This window comes from Microbacterium trichothecenolyticum (assembly GCF_041938625.1).
Lineage (GTDB): Bacteria > Actinomycetota > Actinomycetes > Actinomycetales > Microbacteriaceae > Microbacterium > Microbacterium trichothecenolyticum_D.
The window spans coordinates 3,058,741-3,078,894 of the sequence record NZ_CP169427.1 but is presented as its reverse complement, the minus strand read 5'-3'; the positions used below and the strand labels follow the sequence as shown (position 1 = coordinate 3,078,894).

The window sequence follows — 20,154 nt, the reverse complement described above, 5'->3', positions numbered from 1 at the left end:
CCCCGGAAAACAATGGGCTGATGGTCACTACGGAGCGCCCGGCGTTCGAATTCCTCGGCGACTGGAGCGGGCAGTTCATCGCGACCGCGATCCACAACGGGCACGACATCCGCGCGGATGTGGCGGCCGAACTGATCCTGCCTGACGAGGACCGGCTCCGGGAGGAAGACCCGCACACCGATGAGATCGGCGCACTCGTCCCGGCTCGCGTCGTGGTGCACCGCTCCCGCTTCGAGGTCGACCTGAACCGATCGCGCGAGAAGGCTGTCTACCGGTCGGCGGAGGAAGCATGGGGGCTGGAGGTCGTCCGTGATCCACCCCTCGACCCGGCCGTCGCCGCAGGATCTCTCGAGGTGTACGACGCCTTCTACAGCGAGCTCGGACGGCGGCTCGACGTGGTCGCCGAGCGCGGGCCGTTCGTGGTGTTCGACATCCACTCCTACAACCACCGGCGCGACGGCGCCGACGCTGCGGCGGCGCCCTGGGCCGAGAATCCCGAGGTGAACGTCGGCACGGGCTCGCTCAACCGAGACCGCTTCGGATCCGTGGCGGACGTCTTCATCGATTCGCTCGCTCGGGCCGGCACGTCGGCGGGGCCGCTCGATGTGCGCGAGAACGTCCGCTTTCGCGGGCAGCAGCTCGCCGCGTGGACGCACCGCCGCTACCCGGAGCGAGCCATCGTGCTCGCGCTGGAGTTCAAGAAGACCTTCATGGACGAGTGGACGGCTGAGACGGATCAAGCTCGGATCGACGAGCTTGCCCGGGCCGTAGCATCCACCATCCCGTCTCTCGAAGAGGCGCTTGTCGAGGTCGCGATACCGTGACCGCAGACGCGACGCATGCGCCCGACGCCGGCGGGCCCGAGACCGACGTGATCGAGACGGGCGCGTTCTCGGCTGCCGACCTGGCGGCCGACCATGCGATGGCATCGCTCGCGGGTTCGGTGCGGTTCCTCCTCGAGATGACACCGGTGAACGCGGACGACATCCGCGCGCGGTTCCTCGCCGACCCCGAGACCGACCCGGTCTTCGAGTACCGGACCCTGGACGTCGACCCCGATGTACTCGATGCCCAGGTGGCCGCCTTGCCGCTCGACGCCGTCACCGACACCACGCTGGCGGCGCTGCTGCGCAACCGGCAGCGCGAGATGACACTGCGGGTGGAGATGCTGCGCGCCCGGAACACGTCGGAGTTCCTGCAGCTGTCGGTCGCGCAGTACGGGCCGGTGCTGCCCGCGCTCGTGGACACCGCCGACGATCTGCTCAGCCGGCTTCCGCACGGGCGGCTGGAGCGCGACTCGGTGGGCGCTGAGGAGTTCCTCGCCGCGGCGAAGGCGGAGATCGCCCACTATCGGTCGATCGATCCGGATGCCCAGCTGCACGCCGAGATCCGCGACGACGTCTCGGGCGTGCTCGTCGAGGGCGACACGCTCCTCATCTCGCACAATGCGGCGGTGGCCGGCGCCCGCGTCAACGCCCTGCTCCAGCACGAGGTGGGCACGCACCTGGTGACGCACGTGAACGGCCTCGCACAGCCCATCCGCATGCTCGGCGCAGGGCTCGCCCACTACGACGAGACCCAGGAGGGTCTCGCGGTGCTCGCGGAGATCGCGTGCGGTGGGCTCACCGCGTCCCGGCTGCGCCAGCTCGCGGCCCGGGTCGTCGCCGTTCACGCCCTGTTGGGCGGGGCGACGTTCGTCGAGACCCACCGTCTGCTCACCGGTCACGGTCTGCCCGCCGGGAGCGCCTACAGCGTCGCCATGCGGGTCTATCGCGCCGGCGGCTTCACCAAGGACGCCATCTATCTGCGGGGCCTGCTGGCACTCCTGGAGCACGTGGCGCACGGCGGTGCCCTCGACCTCCTCTTCCTCGGGAAGTTCTCGCTCGAGGACCTGCCCCTCGTCCAGGAACTCGCGGAACGCGACCTCCTTGCGCCCGCCCGCATCACGCCGCGGTACCTGTCGGACCCCGAGTCCGCCGACCGGCTCCGCGCAGCCGCCCATGCCGACGATCTGGTCTCGCTGGTCAATGCGTAGGACCATGAAGCCCATCCCGGCGGGGCAGGCACAGACTCTGCCGCCCCACGTCCCGTCCATCCCCGAGGAGCCCAGATGAGAATCGGTTTCGTCGTCAACGACATCGCCACGGAGCAGCCCATCTACTCGACGACGCGCCTCGCGATGAGCGCCGTCGGACGCGGGCACGACGTGTACCTGATGGGTCTTCGGGATTTCGGCTACGAACCCGACGGATCGCTCTCGGCGATCACCGCGACTGCGACGGGCGGCAAGCGCTACCGGTCGCTCGACCGCTATCTGGACGACGTGCAGTCCGCGACGCGTGAGCGGACGGAGCTCGACGACTTCGACGTGCTGATGCTCCGCGCCGATCCCGCGGCCGAGGCAGGCGACAGCGCGTGGGCGAGCACGGCCGGGCTGGCGTTCGGACGGATGGCCGCGGAGGCCGGCGTCCTCGTCGTCAACGATCCGCGCTCTCTGGCGGACGCGATGTCGAAGGCGTACTTCCAGCAGTTTCCCGAGGTGGTGCGGCCGCGCACGCTGATCACGCGCGACGAGGAGCGCGTGCGGGAGTTCATCGACGAGCTCGGTGGGCGTGCCGTGCTCAAGCCACTGCAGGGTTCGGGCGGCTCGGGCGTGTTCCTCGTGGATCTGAAGCGGGAGCGCAACATCGCCCAGATCGTCGAGGCGATCGCCCGCGACGGGTACGTGGTGGCCCAGGAATATCTCCCCGCGGCCAAGGAGGGCGACGTACGGATGTTCGTCATGAACGGCCGCCCCCTCGAGGTCGACGGGGTCCACGCGGCGTTTCGTCGTCGGCCCGACGCGGAGGAAGTGCGATCCAACATGTCGGCAGGAGGCAAGGCTGAGGCGGTGAAGGTCACCGACGAGATGCGGCAGCTCGTGGACGCCGTACGCCCGAAGCTCCTCACCGACGGCATGTTCCTCGTCGGGCTCGACATCGCGGGCGACAGGCTGATGGAGGTCAATGTGTTCTCGCCCGGCGGCCTCGGCTCGTGCGCCGCGCTGTACGGAGTGGACTTCGCCTCGGCGGTCATCGAGGACCTCGAGCGCAAGACGGGCATGCGCGCGCACTACGGCGGCGAGCTGCTCAACGTCCAGCTCGCGACGGCATGACGGTCGCCAGGCAACACGAAGGCCCCGACATCCGATAACGGATGCCGGGGCCTCGAAGCGCTGCGGTCAGCCCTGGTTTCCCAGGGCGAAGCGGACAGAGCCGTCGTCCGCCCGCTCGGCATCGAGGACGCGGTCGTCGAGAGCGATCGCGGCGGTCTCGTCGAGGAAGACACGGGCGCCGCTCTCGATCACGACGGTGTCGTGGGGCCCGGGATCGGGCGCCACACTCAACTCGAATCCGGACGAGCCTCCCGCGTCTCGGATGCGTACACCCCCGTCTTCGGCGAGAGGCACTCGGGCGACGATCTCTTTGACGGCCTCGGCGGCGGTCTGGGTCAGCGTGAGCATGCTTTTCCTTTCCGTTTGCGGTTCCGGACCGGCCACGATTCCGAGATCCGCCGGCGGATGCAACCCCTACGCGCCGCAGAGCACGCATTCGGAGGGAGTTCCCACGTTCGGCCGACGCCCGCGAACAGGCACGAGCGGCGACCGGAACGCCGGATCATGGCCGACGGCCGCCGCCCCCGCCGATGCCGCCGCCCATCCCGCCGCCGGAGACGTTCACGCCCTCCGACACCGTGGCCGCCGTGACGCCGTTCACGGTGATCGTGTACGACCCGCCGTCGACGACCGTCGGCCCGCTGTAGAACACGGCGCTGAAGCTCTGATCGGCCTCGAAGCTCGCGATCACCGCGCCCGAGGCGTCCGTCACCGCCACGGTGTCACCCGCCGAACCGCTGGCGGTCGCCGCGACCCACGGCTGCGAGCCGGTGGGCGTGACCAGTACCGATCCGGCGACGAGCAGCTCGCCGCCATCGATCGCGATCTCGCCGTTGGCATCGAGCGCGCCCTGCCCGCCGGCCGAACTCGGCCCGCTGACGACGGTGGTGCCGCCGGTGATCGAGATCGTGCCGTTCGAGTCGAGGCCGTCGCCGACCGCCGCGACGCGCACACTGCCGCCCGAGATCGCGAGGGTCTCGCCCGTGTCCTGCTCGCCGGCGCCTCCGCCCATGCCGCCGCCCTGAGCGTCGGACGCGGTTCCGCTCGCAGCGTTGATGCCGTCGTCACTCGACGTGATGTCGATGGTCCCGCCCGAGATCGCGACATCCGTCGCTTCCAGGCCCTCGTACGACTCGGCGACGGTCACGGTGCCGTCGCGGATCTCGACGCGCTGCTCGGCGTGGATGCCGTCGTCCCCGGCCGACACCGTCACCGTGCAGCCGCCGATCCCGATCGATCCGTCGGAGTGCACGGCGTCGTCCACGGCCTCGATCGTGACGTCGCCGCCGTCGATCGCGACGACGACGCCCGCGGTGACGCCCTTGGGCGAATCGTCCGAGGTCGCGGCATCCGTCCCCGCGGTCAGCGAGACCGTGCCGCCCGTGATGACCGCGTCCGTCGCCGCGGCGATCGCATCGTCGCCGCTCGTGGCGGTCACGGTGCCGCCGGTGATCGCGACGAAGCCCTGGGTCGCGTCGTCGGCCTGATCGCTCTTGAGCGCGTCGCCTCCGGCGGTGAGCTCGAGCGTGCCGCCTTCGACGGTGAGCGAGTCCTTGCCCCGCAGCGCGTCGTCGACCGCGTCGACCGTGATCTCGGCCGACAGGATCACCAGGTCGTCGGTGCTCGTGATGCCGTCGTTGCCGTTGCCCGACACCGTCAACGCCCCCGTGCCCGAGATCGTGAGGTCGGCGTCGGCGTAGACGGCGGCGTTCGCGTCGGCGTCGTCGGCGTACGACGACGCGTCCGAGATGCTGTTGTCGCTGCCGGCCGCGAGCGAGATGGCGATGTCGTCCGCGCTGGTCACGGTGATGGCGGGGGAATCGGATGCTGCGATCTCGGCGTCGTCGAGGATCAGCACGACCTGCGCGTCCTCGGGAGCGGCGACCACCACCTGGCCGTCGAGTGAGCCGGACAGCCGGAACACGCCGGCCTCCGTGATGGTGACGGTGGAGCCGTCGACGGTCACCGCGTCGGAGTCGCTCGACGCGGTGCTGCCCGACAGCGTGATGTCCGCAGCATCCGTCTCGTTCCATTCGTCGTCCTGGACGACGGTGACGTCGGCGTTTGCGGCGAGCACGGCCGCGGCGCTGAGGTCGGAGTCGACGACCGCCGCCGTCTCGGTGGTCGAGGTGTCGGTGGTCGAGCTGGTCGTCGAGGCGGCGGTCTGCGTCGCGCAGCCGGCGAGCACGACCGCGGCGAGGGCCAGTGGCGTGGCAGCGAGGATCAGGCGGCGACGGTGCTCGACAGAGCGGTGGTGGGGCTTGCGGAGCATGATGCGTCCTCCTTGTGGGTGGCGGTGGTCGGGTGGCTCGCAGGCGCAGCGCGGTGCGACGGGTCGAACGGACCGCGCAGCAGCCGTGCCCAGCGGTTGCGGGGGAGTGCCGGGTGGAGCGCCGCGAGACCGGTGGCGTACTTGCTGACCGTCGCGGGCCGGTGACCGGCCCGCCAGAGTGCGCGATCGACGTCGGACGGGCGGGCGCCCGACTTCGTCTCGACGATCGCGAGGTCGGGAAGGGCGAAGCCGCGTCCGTCGGGTTCGATCCACTCGAGCGCGGTGTCGACGGTGGCGCGTCCGGCCCCGTCGACGGCGAGCAGGGTGGCACGCCGGTAGCGGGTCAGCAGCGTCGCGTCGAGCTCCTCGGCCCGCTCCGAGGCGACTCCGATCGTCGCGAACGCGTCGGCGACGTCGTCGCGCGCGTCGTCGGTGAGCCGGTCGCGGGCGCGCGGGTCGTACTCGTCGCGGTCCTTGACGGTCGTGCCTCGTGCGCCGCGCGTCTTGATCTCGAGGTACGACATACCGGCGTCGAGGTAGTTGCGCGTGCGTAGCTTGAAGCGCCGACGGCGGAGCTGGGCCGCCATCCGGAAGCTCAGCAGGTCGGGGGTGTCGAAGTACACCGACTCGTAGGCGAAATCGCGGGCGCCGTCCATCTCGAGCACGCGCGTGCCGGGGTCGAGCGTGCCGAGCAGGGGCTCGAGGCCTGCGCGCGGCACGACGTACTTCCTGTCGACGCGGGTGAGGAGGGATGCCTCGGCCACGAGCGCGTCGAGCGACACCGGGTCGAAGCGGTCGAAGGGCGTCATCGCGCCGCTCCCTCGAGGGTGGCAGCGCTCGCCGCGGGCACGCCGGCGGCGGTGCCGCGGCCGGCGACCGGACGCGCCGCTCCTCGCGGCACCCGATAGCGCACATCGACGAGCGTCGTGTCGTTGACGAGGTCGAGCTCCTGCACGGTGGTCGAGGCGACCATGCCGCCGAGGCGCTCCTCGAGCTCGGCCCGCAGCTCGTGCTCGTCGGCGACGGCGCGGTCGAGACGGACGACCTGGTGGCGCGATCGCGAGAGCAGCGCCGGGTGATCGGCGCCCCACAGCACGGCGAGGATCAGCGCGACGAGTGCGGCGACGGGCCACGGGTCGGTCTGGGGAAGGCCGGTCACGAGCCCGATCGCGAGCGCCGCGAAGTAGTACGCGACCTCGCGCTGCGAGATCTCGGACGAGCGCAGCCGGATGATCGACAGCACGCCGAACAGGCCGAGACCGAGCCCCAGAGCGACTTCGGCGGTGCCGAGCACGGCGGCGACGGACATCACCCCGACGTTCACCCCCAGGAACGCGACGACGAGGTCGCGGCGGTGGTGCCGGCGGTAGTAGAGGCCGAGGCTCAGCACGAGGGCGGCAGCCAGATCGATGCCGATGAGGATCAGTGCGCTGGTGGTCATGGGTTCCTCCCGATGGGGTGTTCGCTCTGATCCATTCGAGCCGCGGCCGCTATGGGGGTGCTATGACGGGCGTCAGGGCGGCTTACGAGTTCGGCCCGGGCCCGCTGAGTGCCGAAGACGAAGGATCGCTGCACGCCGTAGCTCGTCACGAACAGCACCGCCTCGGTCGCGATCTTGGCCACGACCAGCGGCACGCCGTAGCGCGTGAGCGCATCGAGCCACACGATGTTCGACGCCAGGAGGGCAACGGCCAGCACGGCGTAGCGAGCGGCTTGGCGCAGCATCCGTCCCCTCTGCTCCGCTCGGAAGACCACGCGACGGTTGACGGCGAAGTTCACCGAGGCGCTCACGACGCGCGCCGCCACGATCGACGGCACGAGCAGGCCGGTGAGCGCGGTGAGCGCGAGGAGCATGACGGTGTCGACGGCGAACGCCAGCAGCGACGACCCCGCGAACAGCACCAGGGGCAGCATGACGCGCAGGGAGTCCGCGACGGGCCGGAAGTGGCTGGACGCGTTGTCATCGAGGTAGACCGTCTCGATCGGCACCTCACGCGTCGCGACGCCGTCACGACGGCAGCGCAGCAGGACGTTCTGCTCGTACGCGAACCGCTCGCCCGGCTGTTCGCGCACCCACGCGAGCCGTTCCGAAGGGATGCCGCGCAGTCCGGTCTGCGTGTCGCTCAGCGCCCATCCCGCCGCGAGCCGGAAGACCCCGCGAGCCACGGCGTTGCCGGCGCGCGAGCGCAGCGGAACGTTCCCGGTGAACGCCCGGCAGCCCAGGATGAGCATCGGGACGCCGTCGGCCGCGTCCTCGCGGAGCGCGTCGGCGACGCGGAGGATGTCGCGCACGGTGTGCTGCCCGTCGGCATCGGCGGTGACGACGTCGCCGCCGGGGTGGGCCGACATCGCGTGGTCGAACCCGGTGCGCAGAGCCGCCGCCTTGCCGAGGTTCACGTCGTGGCGCAGCACCGTCGCGCCGAGCGCCGCGACCTGATCGAACGTCGCGGTGAAGGCTGGGCCGCTCCCGTCGTCGACGACGACCACCTCGACATCGGGGTCCGCGGCGAACAGGCCGGCGACGACCGGTTCGAGGCGCGACCCCGGCTCGAAGGCGGGGATGAGGACGATCACGGCGTCACTCCGCGGGGGAGGCGTCGGCGATGTAGAGGATGTCGCTCGTGCCGCGCTCGCCGCCGTTGGAGGGCGAGTTGATCACCTCGCCGTCGAAGTACATCGTCGACGAGCCGCCGCCGTCGAGGTTGTACGCGGTGGTCGCGCCGAGGGCGAGCATGATGTCGGCGAGCTCGCTGAGGGTGACGCCCTCGCTGTAGCCGGACTGGCGGCCGTCGACGACGACGAAGACGAGGTGGTTCTCGTCGATCACCCCGACGGCCGTTCGCGGCTGGTCGCCCTGGATGGAGTGGTTGCCGAAGTTGGTGTCGACCTCGACGTTTTCGATGCCGTCGACCACGGCGCCGTCTTCCACGATCGCAGGGCCGAAGCTCAGGGTGTTCCACGCACCGTCGGCGAGCAGTTCCTCCGCGGACGTCGTCGTCTCGTCGTACACCTCGACACGGCCATCGGTGTAGAACACGAGTCCTTCGCGGGCCGGCTCGTCGCGGAACACCACGCCGTTGCGGATCACGATGCCGGTGTCACGGAAGCCGTAGTAGTCGCCGTTGATCGCGAAGATCGCACCGTTGTCGGCGGCGATCTGGCTGGTGAGCTCGGTGATGTTCTCGCCGAACTGGTCCTTCGCGAAGGCGCTCGCGAGCGCGGTCGCGTCCGACAGCGTCACGTCGGCGACGTAGGAGGTCACGGTGTCGGAACCGGAGCCCTCGGTGACGGTGGAGATCGTGATCGACGTGGCGCCGTCCGAGTAGGAGGTGTCGGTGACCGTGGCGTCGGTCGCGGCATCCGTCGTCGAATCCGTCGTCGAGTCGACCGTCGAGTTCTGCGCCTCGTACTCCGACACGTCGGCGATCTCGACGTGCTCGACGAGGAAGCGGTCGGTCGCCCACACCGCGCCGGCGCCGCCCGAGAGCACGACGACGAGACCGGAGGCGATGACGGCGTTGCGCACCCGGCGCGTGCGGGTGCCGTTGTTCGCGCTGCTCTTCTTGTTCATGCCTCCATCGATATGCGTCGCACTTACGACGACCTTCGCCGTGCGCTATGAACCGCCTGGCGCGAGCGTGTGCGTTTCGCCAGACCGCAACGCGAGAGCGCAAGAACGGGGATTGTGGTGCGCAGGCGGCAAATTCTGTGATTCTTGTCATCGTGTCGGGGCGCAATGCACACGGGATCTGCGTCGCGGTCTGACATGGTGGAGGCGTCGCCGCGAGCGCCGAGAAAGGTCTCGCGGGCGCGCCGCAGCGCATGCTGCGACACCCGACCCAGAGGAACGCATGACCCGCATTGGCATCGTCGCCGAAGCGCCCGGAGAGACCCGGGTTGCCGCGACTCCGACCACCGTCCCGAAACTCATCGCTCTCGGCTACGAGGTCGTCGTCGAAGCCGGAGCAGGTGCCGGTTCGTCGTTCTCGGACGCGGCCTTCGCGCAGGCGGGCGCGACCATCGCCGACAGCTCCACGGCGTGGGCGTCGCCGATCGTGCTCAAGGTCAACGCGCCGACGCCGGCCGAGATCGACCGGCTCGCCGACGGCGCGACGATCGTCGCGACGCTGAGTCCGGCGCTGCGACCGGATCTGGTCGAGGCGCTCGCGACGAGGGGGATCACGGCGATCGCGCTGGACGCGGTGCCGCGCATCTCGCGCGCCCAGTCGATGGACGTGCTGAGCTCGATGGCCAACATCGCCGGCTACCGCGCGGTGGTCGAGGCGGCGCACGAGTTCGGGCGCTTCTTCACCGGCCAGGTGACGGCGGCCGGCAAGGTGCCGCCGGCGAAGGTGCTTGTCGCCGGCGCAGGCGTCGCTGGCCTTGCGGCGATCGGCGCGGCGTCGAGCCTCGGCGCGATCGTGCGGGCCACCGACCCGCGGCCGGAGGTCGCGGACCAGGTGGCATCGATCGGCGGCGAGTACCTCGAGGTCGTCGTCCCCGAGGAGGCGAAGCAGGTCTCGTCGGATGGCTACGCGAAGGCGACGAGCGAGGCCTACGACCGGCGCGCCGCTGAGATCTACTCGGAGCAGGCGGCCGACGTCGACATCATCATCACGACGGCGCTCATCCCTGGGCGCCCGGCCCCCCGCCTGATCACGGCGGCGGATGTGGCCTCGATGCGTTCGGGCAGCGTCATCGTCGACATGGCCGCGGGTCAGGGCGGCAACGTCGAGGGCTCGGTCGCGGGCGAGAAGATCGTGACCGACAACGGCGTCACGATCCTGGGCTACACGGATCTTCCCGGCCGGCTGCCGCAGCAGGCGTCGCAGCTGTTCGCCACCAACCTCGTCAACCTGCTGAAGCTCCTCACCCCCGGCAAGGACGGCGAACTCGCCCTCGACTTCGACGACGTCGTGCAGCGCACGGTCACCGTGGTGCAGGACGGTGCGGTCACCTGGCCCCCGCCGCCGGTGCAGGTCTCTGCGGCACCTGCGCCGACGACGCGGACGGATGCTGCGCCCGTAGGCGCGGCGGCCGGCACCGCCGCGAGGAAGCCGATGTCGACTGCCGCGCGCACCGGCCTCATCGTCGGGGGCATCGCGGCGCTCTTCGCGATCTGCGCGTTCGCGCCCCCGCCGCTGCCGCAGCACTTCCTGGTGCTGACGCTCGCGATCGTCGTCGGGTTCTACGTGATCGGCCACGTCGCGCACGCGCTGCACACCCCGCTGATGAGCGTCACCAACGCGATCTCGGGGATCATCGTGGTCGGCGCGATGGTGCAGATCACGGTGCCCGACCTGACGGTGCAGATCCTCGCCGCGGTCGCGGTGCTGCTCGCCTCCATCAACATCTTCGGCGGCTTCGCCGTGACGCGGCGCATGCTCGCGATGTTCCAGAAGGGTGAGACCCGATGATCGCGGTCGCCGGTCAGGTCGCGGGTGCCGCCTACATCGTCGCGGCGCTGCTGTTCATCCTCAGCCTCGCGGGGCTCAGCAAGCACGAGACCAGTCGCCGTGGCGTCGTGTTCGGCATCGTCGGCATGGCCATCGCGCTGGTCGCCACGGTGGTCTTGGTGGCGGCGGGGGCGTGGGGCCAGCCATCGGGCGCGCTCGGGCTGACTCTCCTCGTCGTCGCCGTGCTCGTCGGCGCCGCGATCGGGCTGTGGCGGGCGCGGATCGTCCAGATGACCGGGATGCCGGAGCTCATCGCGCTGCTGCACTCGTTCGTGGGTCTGGCCGCGGTGCTGGTCGGCTGGAACGGAGCGCTGTACGACACCGGCCTCACCGGGGCGCTCGCCGACATCCACCACGCCGAGGTCTTCATCGGCGTCTTCATCGGCGGCGTGACCTTCACCGGGTCGATCGTCGCGTTCCTCAAGCTGTCGGCGCGGATCTCGTCCAAGCCGCTCATGCTTCCCGGCAAGAACGCTCTGAACATCGGCGCGCTGGTCGCGTTCCTCGCCCTCACGGTCTGGTACGTGATCAGCCCGGAGCTATGGCTCCTCGTCGCCGTGACCCTGCTCGCTCTGGCCCTCGGCTGGCACCTGGTCGCCTCGATCGGCGGCGGTGACATGCCGGTCGTGGTGTCGATGCTCAACAGCTACTCGGGCTGGGCGGCCGCCGCGGCAGGCTTCCTGCTGAACAACGACCTGCTCATCGTCACCGGCGCGCTCGTCGGGTCGTCGGGTGCGTACCTGAGCTACATCATGTGCAAGGCGATGAACCGGTCATTCCTGTCGGTGATCGCGGGCGGCTTCGGCATCGAGGCGCCGCGCGCGAGCGACGAGGAGTACGGCGAGCACCGCGAGATCGACGCCGAGAGCGCCGCCGACATGCTCGCCGGCGCCTCGACCGTCGTCATCACGCCCGGCTACGGCATGGCCGTCGCGCAGGCGCAGCATGGCGTCGCCGACCTCGTGCAGAAGCTGCGCGAGCGCGGCGTCGACGTGAGGTTCGGCATCCACCCCGTCGCGGGACGCCTTCCCGGTCACATGAACGTGCTCCTCGCTGAAGCGAAGGTGCCCTACGACATCGTGCTCGAGATGGACGAGATCAACGACGACCTGTCGAGCGTCGACGTGGTGCTCGTCATCGGGGCGAACGACACCGTCAACCCGGCGGCCGCCGAGGACCCCGGCAGCCCGATCGCGGGCATGCCGGTGCTCCGCGTGTGGGAGGCCGAGAACGTGATCGTCTTCAAGCGTTCGATGGCGTCCGGATATGCGGGCGTGCAGAATCCGCTCTTCTACCGCGACAACGCACAGATGCTCTTCGGAGACGCGAAAGAGAAAGTCGACGAGATTCTCTTCCAGCTCTCACGCTCGTGACGTCGACGATGAATCGTCGATGAAAGGCCGCGAGGCGGCGTGCGTCAGTGCGCCGCCTCATAGGCTTCCAGGACGGATGCCGGAACCCGGCCCCGCTCGGAGACCTGATAGCCGTTCTGCTTCGCCCATTCGCGGACGCCGCTGTAATCCTGCTGTCCGCTGCGACGGCGCTTGCGCCCGGCAGAGGCGGCGCTGGACGACGCCCGGGCGGACGACACGGCGCGCGCCGCGCTGGTGTAACGCTCGAGAGCGCCGCGCAGCGCGGCGGCATTCTCGTCGGTGAGGTCGATCTCGTACGCGACGCCGTCGAGCGAGAACAGGACGGTCTCGCCTTCGCCGGCTTCCAAGAGGGTTCCGTCGATGTCATCGACGAGCTGGTGAACGATTCTGCGGGCCATGAGGGAACAATACGCCGAATTGTCGCCGCCGCCTATTGATGAATTCCGGATCGGTGGATAACCGCGGCGGAAGACTCGGGGCGAGGGAAAGAATTCGGGCGGCGGGAATTCGGACGTGACTGTCCGGGTTTCGCCGCGACGAGCGAGGAAATCCTGCCGTGTGCGCGGCGCCGCCGGTCAGGGGAGGATGCCGGCGCGACGTGCGGTGACGACCGCGGCGTGGCGGGTCGAGGCATCCAGTTTCGCCATCGCCGCCTGCAAGTACGACTTGACCGTGCCCTCTTTGAGGTCGAGGGTCGCCGCGATCTCGGCGTTGGTCGAGCCCAGCGCCGCGCACGCGAGCACGTCGATCTCGCGCGGCGACAGCCGCACGTCGAGCTGGACCGGCGGCTCGGACGCGTCGTGCGAGAGCGCGGCCAGCCGCTGCTCGAGGCGGTCGAGCCGGGCGCGCAGTGCGGGATCGTCGATGATCGCCGCGATGCTGCGCAGCTCGGCGTACGTCTCACGCAGCTCCTCGCGCGTCGCCGCCGGCATCGCGGCCGGGGTGGTGCGTGCAGGGGAGAGGGTCAGCCGCCGCTGCACCTCGTCGCGGATGCGCAGTTCGCTGGAGAGCTCCTCCGCGACGGCGAACGCCGGACGCGCGACGACGTCGCCGACCGGCGATTCGGCCCATGACCCGCAGTAGATGACGCCGCGAGCGCGCCCGCCCACCATCACGGGGACGGCGAACAGGGTCGCGATGCCCTCGCCGAGGACGGCGCGATCGTAGTCGTGCGTGATGCTGCGTGAAGAGCCGTAGTCGAGCGCGAGCCGCGGGCGCTTCTCGACGAGCGCGCGCCCGCCGAGGCCGCGGGAGGCCTCCACCACGAGACCCTCGAGGTTGCGGGTGCGGGCGCCGTGGATGGACGTGACGTGGATCGCCTCGCCGAGCGCGAGGCCGCCGAAGGCGACGGGGAAGCGGGTGCGGCGCACGAGCTCGGCCACGGCGTGGTCGAGCGCCTGTGCGTCGCCGGGATCGCCGCCGAGGCCGTCCACGACGATGCGGACCCCCGCGCCCATGTGGTCGGGGGCCGGTGCGCGATGTGGGAGGGACGCGCCCACGGCTACCTGCTTCCGGCTGACGGCGTCCTCGCCGCCCTTTTCGTAGCGTCGACCTTACCACTCGGGGGTCTCGCACCGGCGGTCGGCCCCGCTCCCGAGGGAGGATGGCGAGGCCCGGCGGCGAGCCGCGCGGGCCTCGCGGCCTGCAGGCGGCCTACACGCCCGCAGCCTCGATCGACCGCGCCCTCAGCCCGCCGTCGCCGCGTCACCTACGGCCGCCGTCGGCGCCGCCGGGATGCTCGGACCCTGTTCGAGGTCGATCAGGAACCGCTTCACCTCGGGCCGCCCGCCGTATTCGCCGAGCGAGCCGTCGGCGCGGACGACGCGGTGCACGGGAACCACGACGGAGAAGGGCGTCGTCGCGCACGCGGTGCCGACGGCGCGCGCGGCGCGCGGGATGCCGGCCGCGATCGCCACCTCCCCATAACTCGCCGTCTCGCCGTAGGGGATCTCGCATACCGCTTCGAGCGCCACGCGTGTGAAGCCGCGAACGAGCCGCCAGTCCAGCGGCAGGTCGAACTGCTCCCGGTCGCCGTCGAAGTACTCGTCGAGCTGCGTGATCGCGCTCGCGAAGACCTCGGCCGTGCCGGAGCCGGGGGTGGCAGCATCCGTGTCGTCGTCAGGGACAGGGAGGGCGCGCAGCTGGCGGGCCACGCGCTCGATGTCGGCGTGCAGGGGGCCCTCGAACGGATGCAGGGTCACGATGCCGTCGGCGGTCGTCACGATCAGGATGTCGCCGATGGGCGACGGGTGGACGCGGTAGCGGGGCGGATCCTCGGGGCTCATGCGACCATCCTGGCGCGGGCCGCGGACGCCGCGGCCGGTCGCCGAGGCGATCTGTGAAGAGTTCGCTCCGGATGCCGACGGGGGAGGAAGGGGCGTTCCGAACACGCTTTCCCGCGCTGTCCAATACCGCGAAACTCAGGTCCATTGCAAGAGCCGGACACGCGTCGCCTTTAGGGTGGCACGTGTGTGGCGAGCAGAACGCAGCGCCGTGTTGGGCTCAGGAGACGCCGAGCGCGGGTACGACGTGACCCCGGGTGATCTGGGTCTCGCCGAGCCCGACGTCACGGTCGTGCACGTCGCCGAGAGCGAGCGCGACCGGCTCCGGCTGCAGTCCGCCGCTCTGGGCGGCAGGTCGACCCTCCTGCACTTCGAGGACGGCCAGGACGCCGCGATCGAGATCACGAAGGCGCACCCCGGAAGCCTGCCGCAGTTCATCACCGGGCGCTCGACGCTGCTGTCGAATCTGTTCCGCGACGAGGTGGCGCTGCGCAACGCACGCCTCGCCGCGCAGAGCATCACCGCGAAGGACCAGGAGCTGCGCACCACCCGCGGCCTCGACACAGTGCGGCTCGCCGTCGGTCTCGCCACCTGGCGCGTCGCGGGGGTCACGTGGAGCGCGCCCGTGCTGCTCCGGCCGCTCGCGATCCGGCGCCACCACGGCGACTTCGAGCTCAAGCTCCACGGGACGTTCGTCGTCAACCCCGAGCTGATCCGTGCGATGCGCACGCACTTCGGCATCATGATCGATGCCGGCGGCCTCGCCGCTCTCGCGTACGAGGGCGGTGTCTTCAAGCCGCAGCCGGTGATCGACCACATCCGCGCGCTGACCGCCTCGATCGACAGCTACGCCGTGAAGCCCCGCCTTCTCGTGTCGACCTTCGCCGATGTCGGCGGCGACATGGCCCTGGACGCGTCCGATCTCGATCACCGGGTGCTGAACGCGCTCGCCGGTCACGTCGCCGACCGCGAATCGTTCACGATCCGCCGCGACGGACCGGTGCCGACGAGCCCCGACGACCGTGCCCCCGCGGCCGACATGCTGCTGCTGGACGCCGACTCCGAGCAGGAGCGGGTGCTCGCGCGCATCGCGGACGGTCAGTCCCTCATCGTCCACACCCTGCCCGGCACCGGCGGCACGCAGACCGTGATCAACGCCGTGGGCGCGCTCGTGCGCGACGGCAAGCGCGTGCTGGTGGTGAGCGCGCGCCGCTCGACGCTCGACGGCGTGCGGCATCGCCTCGCGGGCATTGGACTGCCGGGCCTCGCGGTCTCGCCCGACCGCCTGCAGCGCGACCTCATCCGCGCGATCGGCCGCAACGAGAAGGCCGAAGCGCCCAAGGTCTCCGACATCGACGACGCACTGGTGCGGTTGCGGGGCGTCCTCAGGGACTACCGCTCCGCCGTGACCGCGACGCACGCCGATTTCGGTGTGTCGGTGCTCGATATCCTCCGCGAGCTCGCCGAACTCGCCCAGCGGGGCGTCGCCCCCACGACCCAGGCGCGTTTCGACGCGGACGCGCTCGCGAGCCTCGCGACGACGCGGGAAGATGCCGCGGCCAAGCTCTCGGCGGCCGCCCGCCTCGGCGAGTTCCGTTTCGGACCCGACGACTCGCCCTGGTACGGCGTCACCTTCGCGACGGTGGAGGAGGCCCGCGGCGCTCACGCGCTCGCCGGCAAGCTGCATCGCAGCGATGTGCCCACCCTGCTGGAGCGCGGCTACGAGCTCATCGCCCAGACGCGCATGCGGCCGTTCCAGACCGTCGCCGAGCTCGGCGTGTACCTGCGTCTGCTGCGCGGCATCCGCGACTCGCTCGACAAGTTCAGCCTCACGGTCTTCGAGCGCCCGCTCGCCGAGCTCATCCAGGCGCACGCGCCGCGTCGCGACGCGCCGGAGATGAACGGCGCGAACCGGCGGCGCCTGCGCCGACTGTCGCGCGAGTACCTGCGCCCCGGCGTACACGTTCCCGACATGTACGAGGCGCTGGTGCGCATCCAGCAGCAGCGCACCGAGTGGCAGCGGTACGTCGACGTGGGCGTCACACCCGAAGTCCCCCTGGGTCTTGGCGACGTGCAGGTCGCCTGGCAGCGCGTCGAGGCCGAACTCGGCGAGCTCGATGCGGTGCTCGGCCGCACCGGCGCCGACCGGCTCGCGACGCTCCCGGTGAAGCAGCTCGTGCGCACGCTCGCCGGACTCGCCGCCGATTCCGACGTGTTCGACAACCTCAAAGAGCGGGCGACGCTGCGCTCCGAGCTCGCCGCGATGGGCCTTGAGCCCCTCCTGCTCGAGCTGTCGGTTCGGCACGTGCCCGAAGACCAGGTGGCGGCCGAGCTCGAGTACGCGTGGTGGCAGTCCGCCCTCGAGCTGCTGCTGCGCACCGACCGCGCCGTGCTCGGTGCGAACACGGCTGTCGTCGACCGTCTTGAGCGCGACTTCCGGCTCGTCGACGAAGCCCATGCTGCAGCATCCGGTCCCCTCCTGGCCGCCCATCTCGCGACCCAGTGGCGTATCGGGATCGTCGACCACCGCTCCGAGGCCGACGGGCTCAAGCAGGCGCTGAAGCGCGGCGCGATCACCCCGGCCGAGCTCGCGGCGGTGGCGCCCACCCTCTCACGCACCCTGGCGCCGGTGTGGCTGGCCTCGCCCTACGAGGTGCCCCGCATCCCCGAGGCGATCGCGTTCGACGTCGTCGTGGTGGCGGATGCTGCCGCCCTGTGTCTCGCCGAGGCCTCACCGGCGCTCCGCCGGGCGGGTCAGGTCGTGGCCTTCGGCGACCCGGTGACGCAGAAGCCGACGCCGTTCCGCGTCTCGGCGGGCTCCGCGATGTCGGCGGCCGTGCCGCCGCCGCAGGCGAGCGGAAACGGCGCGTCCACCGACGCCGCCGACGACGATGAGGTGCCGTTCGACAGCACCAGCGTGTTCGAGCGTCTCGCCGAGCTGCTGCCCGTCGAGACCCTCACCCGCAGCTACCGGGCCGGCGGCGAGGACCTCGCCGCGCTCGTGAACGACGCGTTCTACGGCGGCGAGCTCGTGTCCCTGCCGTGGGCGGGGTCGTACCTGGGGCGCGGCAGTCTCGCCGTCGACTACGTCGAGGGAGGCCACGGCACGCCCGACCCCATCACGGGCGCCGTCGAGAGCCCCGACTCCGAGGTCGCCCGCGTCGTGACGCTCGTCGTCGAGCACGCCGTCAACCGCGGCACCGAGTCGCTCATGGTGGTCACCGCGAGCGTGCGGCACGCCGAGCGCATCCGCGCGGCGGTCGAGGCCGCCTTCGCCGGACGCTCCGACGTCGCCGACTTCGTCTCGCGCGACACCGCCGAGCCGTTCGCCGTGCTCACCCTCGAGGAGTCGGTGGCCGAGAGCCGCGACCGCGTCATCTTCTCGCTCGGCTTCGGCCTCACCAAGCACGGCCGCGTGCTGAGCGACTTCGGCGACCTGTCGTCGCCCGACGGCGAGCGGCTGCTCACCGTCGGCATGACCCGCGCGCGGCGCTCGATGGTCATCGTGTCGTCGATCCGCCCGTCGGCCTTCGACGACGGGCGCCTCGAGTACGGCGCCGCGACGCTCATGTCGATCCTGGGCGGCATCGCCGCCCGCTCGCGCGAGGCGCGGCTCGAAGACCTCGCCGACCCGCTCACGCGCGCCCTGGCGCGGGAGCTCCGCCGCGCGGGGCTCTCGGTGGACGTGCACTACCGCGGCCTTCTGCCCCTCGTCGCGCAGTACGACGGCAAGGCGGTCGTGGTCGAGAGCGACCCCGAGACGATCGGCGAGTCGCTGCGCGAGTCGCTGCGGCTGCGCCCGCAGATCCTGCGGCGCCTCGGGTGGCACTACGTGCGCGTGCACTCGTTCGACCTGTACCGCGACCCCGCCGATGTCGCGCAGCGCATCGCCGCGATGCTGGGCGTGCCGCCCGACGCTCCCCGGGTCGACAACGAGACCCAGCCCCTCGATGTCATCGAGTGACCGGCAGCGGATCGAGCGCGTCAAGGGCTCCCGTCGCGCGAAGCTGACGCCCGCGCCCGGGACCACGGCCGAGCCGATCCCGGCTGATGACAAGACGACGGATGCCGCGTCCCCGACCGGCCGCGAGGGCCAGGGGAACGCGGCATCCGATGCAGCCGGTCCGAACGATGAGCGCCTGCGGCGCGACGTTCCGCCGCACTATTGAGGCTGCTCAGGAACGCGCGGTTGCCTGAGGCTGGTTCCCCTGCTTGTCGAGCAGGTCGCGGATCTGAACGAGCAGTTCCTGCTCGGTGGGAAGCTTCGGCTCTTCGTCGGCTGGGCTGACGCCGGCACGTGCCGCCGCGCGTTCCTTGATGTGGTTCATCGGGTAGACGAACACGAAGTAGACCACGACAGCGACGGCGAGGAAGTTGATGATCGCGCCGAGGATCATGCCGAACCCGAAGAACACCTCGTCGCCGTTGATGTTGGTGACGGTCCAGCCGACGGCATCCAGGCTGCTGGCGTTGAACACCAGCGCGATGAGGGGATTGATGAGCCCGTTGACGATGGCGTTGACGATCGCCGTGAACGCGGCGCCGATGACGACCGCGACCGCCAGGTCGATGACGTTGCCGCGGAGAATGAATTCCTTGAAGCCCTTGATCACGTGTACCCCCTGGGTGTGTCGTTCCGCGTCTGGGGCGCCGGAGGATCAGGCTCCGGACGACGCGGGCGAGGCTTTCGCCTCGGCCTTCGATGATGTCGAAGTCGACGAGGACGCGCCACCCGAGGCATCCGCTCCGCCGCTCGATCCCGAACCGGAGGACTTCGCGCCGGCGCGGGAGTCGGTGCGGTAGAAGCCGGAGCCGTTGAAGGTCACGCCGATCGAGCCGTATTCCTTGCGGAGCGGCCCGCCGCACTCCGGGCACTCGGTCAGGGTCGGGTCGGCGAAGGACTGCACGGCGTCGAAGCGGTGACCGCACTGTTTGCAGGCGTAGGCGTAGGTGGGCATGTTCTCTCGGTTTCGGCTGTCAGCGCCGCGTGGGCGCGAGGGTGATGGTGCGCGTGGGGGTCACGACGCCGGTGACGCGCTCGTCGAGTTCGTCGCTCGGCAGCTCGTCCACGAACTCCGAGTCGAAGACGACCGCGTAGACGGGAGGGCACCGCTCCATCGACCCGAGGGTCTTGTCGTAGAAGCCGCGTCCCCAGCCGAGACGCATCCCGGTGTGGTCGACGGCGGCTGCGGGGATCACGAGGAGGTCGACGTCGTTGACCGCGATCGGGCCGAGCACCTCACCGACGGGTTCGGGCAATCCGTACATGCCTTCGGCGATGTCGCCCTCGGGGGTGGCGACCGCCCAGTCGAGCAGGCCGTCGGCCCGTGTCACCGGAAGGAGGACGCGGATGCCGCGGGCCACGGCATCCGCCACGAAGGAGCGGGTGCCCGGCTCGGACGTGGTCGACAGGAAGCACGAGATCGAGCGGGCGCCGTGCTCGGCCACGAGGGCGTCGAGCTGGGCGTGGACACCCGCCTCGGCGGCCTCGCGTGCCTGCGGCGAGATGAGCTGGCGTCGCTCGCGGAGCTCGGCGCGCAGGGCGCGCTTCGCATCGGCGATGGCGTCGGACATGGTGTCGATTGTACGGCGCGGAGTATCGCACACCGTCCGCTCG

The 20,154-nt window shown here is 70.8% G+C and carries 19 protein-coding genes; 7 read left to right on the top strand and 12 right to left on the bottom strand.

From position 1 onward, the window contains the following. Nucleotides 1-20 precede the first annotated feature (20 nt). The 3 genes from ACEYYH_RS14300 (at nt 21) to ACEYYH_RS14290 (ending at nt 3,154) form a co-directional block, all read left to right on the top strand. Nucleotides 21-824 carry an N-formylglutamate amidohydrolase gene (locus tag ACEYYH_RS14300; RefSeq protein WP_374975016.1) on the top strand — a complete coding sequence of 268 codons (804 nt, stop codon included), beginning with the start codon at nt 21-23 and terminating at the stop codon, nt 822-824. Next, nucleotides 821-2,035, top strand: a complete 1,215-nt coding sequence (locus tag ACEYYH_RS14295) for a flavohemoglobin expression-modulating QEGLA motif protein (protein WP_374975015.1) — start codon at nt 821-823, stop codon at nt 2,033-2,035. Before ACEYYH_RS14300 ends, ACEYYH_RS14295 begins: the two co-directional genes overlap by 4 nt. Nucleotides 2,036-2,110: 75 nt before the next feature. Then, nucleotides 2,111-3,154, top strand: coding sequence for a glutathione synthetase (locus tag ACEYYH_RS14290; protein ID WP_374975014.1), 1,044 nt, complete (start codon nt 2,111-2,113; stop codon nt 3,152-3,154). 66 nt (nt 3,155-3,220) lie between these two features. Here ACEYYH_RS14290 and ACEYYH_RS14285 read toward each other — a convergent pair whose 3' ends face one another. From ACEYYH_RS14285 to ACEYYH_RS14260, 6 genes are all read right to left on the bottom strand, one after another. Then, entirely contained in the window at nt 3,221-3,502 is a 282-nt protein-coding gene (locus tag ACEYYH_RS14285; protein ID WP_374975013.1) for a Fe-S cluster assembly protein HesB, read from the bottom strand. Between the two features lie 154 nt (nt 3,503-3,656). Continuing rightward, the gene (locus ACEYYH_RS14280; protein ID WP_374975012.1) at nt 3,657-5,426 is read right to left on the bottom strand and encodes a carbohydrate-binding domain-containing protein; all 1,770 of its coding nucleotides are present in this window, start codon (nt 5,424-5,426) and stop codon (nt 3,657-3,659) included. Continuing rightward, nucleotides 5,378-6,235 carry a polyphosphate polymerase domain-containing protein gene (locus ACEYYH_RS14275; protein ID WP_374975011.1) on the bottom strand — a complete coding sequence of 286 codons (858 nt, stop codon included), beginning with the start codon at nt 6,233-6,235 and terminating at the stop codon, nt 5,378-5,380. Before ACEYYH_RS14275 ends, ACEYYH_RS14280 begins: the two co-directional genes overlap by 49 nt. Continuing rightward, entirely contained in the window at nt 6,232-6,867 is a 636-nt protein-coding gene (locus ACEYYH_RS14270; RefSeq protein WP_374975010.1) for a DUF4956 domain-containing protein, read from the bottom strand. The genes ACEYYH_RS14275 and ACEYYH_RS14270 overlap by 4 nt, the downstream gene beginning before the upstream one ends. Further along, entirely contained in the window at nt 6,864-8,000 is a 1,137-nt protein-coding gene (locus ACEYYH_RS14265) for a glycosyltransferase (protein ID WP_374975009.1), read from the bottom strand. The genes ACEYYH_RS14270 and ACEYYH_RS14265 overlap by 4 nt, the downstream gene beginning before the upstream one ends. Nucleotides 8,001-8,004: 4 nt before the next feature. Further along, complete coding sequence (locus tag ACEYYH_RS14260; protein WP_374975008.1) at nt 8,005-8,997, bottom strand: phosphodiester glycosidase family protein; 993 nt, start codon at nt 8,995-8,997, stop codon at nt 8,005-8,007. Between the two features lie 280 nt (nt 8,998-9,277). Here ACEYYH_RS14260 and ACEYYH_RS14255 point away from each other — a divergent pair, with 280 nt between their 5' ends. Further along, nucleotides 9,278-10,843 (top strand): Re/Si-specific NAD(P)(+) transhydrogenase subunit alpha, encoded by a 1,566-nt coding sequence (locus ACEYYH_RS14255; protein ID WP_374975007.1) that lies wholly within the window; start codon nt 9,278-9,280, stop codon nt 10,841-10,843. Next, nucleotides 10,840-12,255 (top strand): Re/Si-specific NAD(P)(+) transhydrogenase subunit beta, encoded by a 1,416-nt coding sequence (gene pntB / locus ACEYYH_RS14250; RefSeq protein ID WP_374975006.1) that lies wholly within the window; start codon nt 10,840-10,842, stop codon nt 12,253-12,255. The genes ACEYYH_RS14255 and pntB overlap by 4 nt, the downstream gene beginning before the upstream one ends. A 44-nt stretch (nt 12,256-12,299) precedes the next feature. Here pntB and ACEYYH_RS14245 read toward each other — a convergent pair whose 3' ends face one another. The 3 genes from ACEYYH_RS14245 to ACEYYH_RS14235 all read right to left on the bottom strand — a co-directional run bounded on the left by ACEYYH_RS14245 (nt 12,300) and on the right by ACEYYH_RS14235 (nt 14,540). Beyond that, the gene (locus ACEYYH_RS14245) at nt 12,300-12,653 is read right to left on the bottom strand and encodes an Lsr2 family protein (protein ID WP_374975005.1); all 354 of its coding nucleotides are present in this window, start codon (nt 12,651-12,653) and stop codon (nt 12,300-12,302) included. Between the two features lie 177 nt (nt 12,654-12,830). Then, entirely contained in the window at nt 12,831-13,712 is an 882-nt protein-coding gene (locus ACEYYH_RS14240; protein ID WP_374978234.1) for a LuxR C-terminal-related transcriptional regulator, read from the bottom strand. Between the two features lie 228 nt (nt 13,713-13,940). Continuing rightward, nucleotides 13,941-14,540 carry a methylated-DNA--[protein]-cysteine S-methyltransferase gene (locus tag ACEYYH_RS14235; protein WP_374975004.1) on the bottom strand — a complete coding sequence of 200 codons (600 nt, stop codon included), beginning with the start codon at nt 14,538-14,540 and terminating at the stop codon, nt 13,941-13,943. A gap of 175 nt (nt 14,541-14,715) precedes the next feature. On the opposite strand from ACEYYH_RS14235, the gene ACEYYH_RS14230 reads away from it, so the two are divergent. Both ACEYYH_RS14230 and ACEYYH_RS14225 read left to right on the top strand, forming a co-directional pair. Next, nucleotides 14,716-18,501, top strand: a complete 3,786-nt coding sequence (locus ACEYYH_RS14230; protein WP_374975003.1) for an AAA family ATPase — start codon at nt 14,716-14,718, stop codon at nt 18,499-18,501. After that, a complete protein-coding gene (locus tag ACEYYH_RS14225; RefSeq protein WP_374975002.1) occupies nt 18,488-18,706 on the top strand; it encodes a hypothetical protein in 219 nt (72 codons plus the stop codon). The genes ACEYYH_RS14230 and ACEYYH_RS14225 overlap by 14 nt, the downstream gene beginning before the upstream one ends. Before the next feature lie 6 nt (nt 18,707-18,712). On the opposite strand, the gene mscL is transcribed toward ACEYYH_RS14225, so the two are convergent. The 3 genes from mscL to ACEYYH_RS14210 are packed head-to-tail and all read right to left on the bottom strand — an operon-like array spanning nt 18,713 to nt 20,111. After that, nucleotides 18,713-19,150, bottom strand: coding sequence for a large conductance mechanosensitive channel protein MscL (gene mscL / locus ACEYYH_RS14220; protein ID WP_374975001.1), 438 nt, complete (start codon nt 19,148-19,150; stop codon nt 18,713-18,715). A gap of 45 nt (nt 19,151-19,195) precedes the next feature. Continuing rightward, nucleotides 19,196-19,495 (bottom strand): FmdB family zinc ribbon protein, encoded by a 300-nt coding sequence (locus ACEYYH_RS14215; RefSeq protein ID WP_374975000.1) that lies wholly within the window; start codon nt 19,493-19,495, stop codon nt 19,196-19,198. 19 nt (nt 19,496-19,514) lie between these two features. Next, nucleotides 19,515-20,111, bottom strand: a complete 597-nt coding sequence (locus tag ACEYYH_RS14210; RefSeq protein ID WP_374974999.1) for a 5-formyltetrahydrofolate cyclo-ligase — start codon at nt 20,109-20,111, stop codon at nt 19,515-19,517. Between the last annotated feature and the right edge of the window lie 43 nt (nt 20,112-20,154).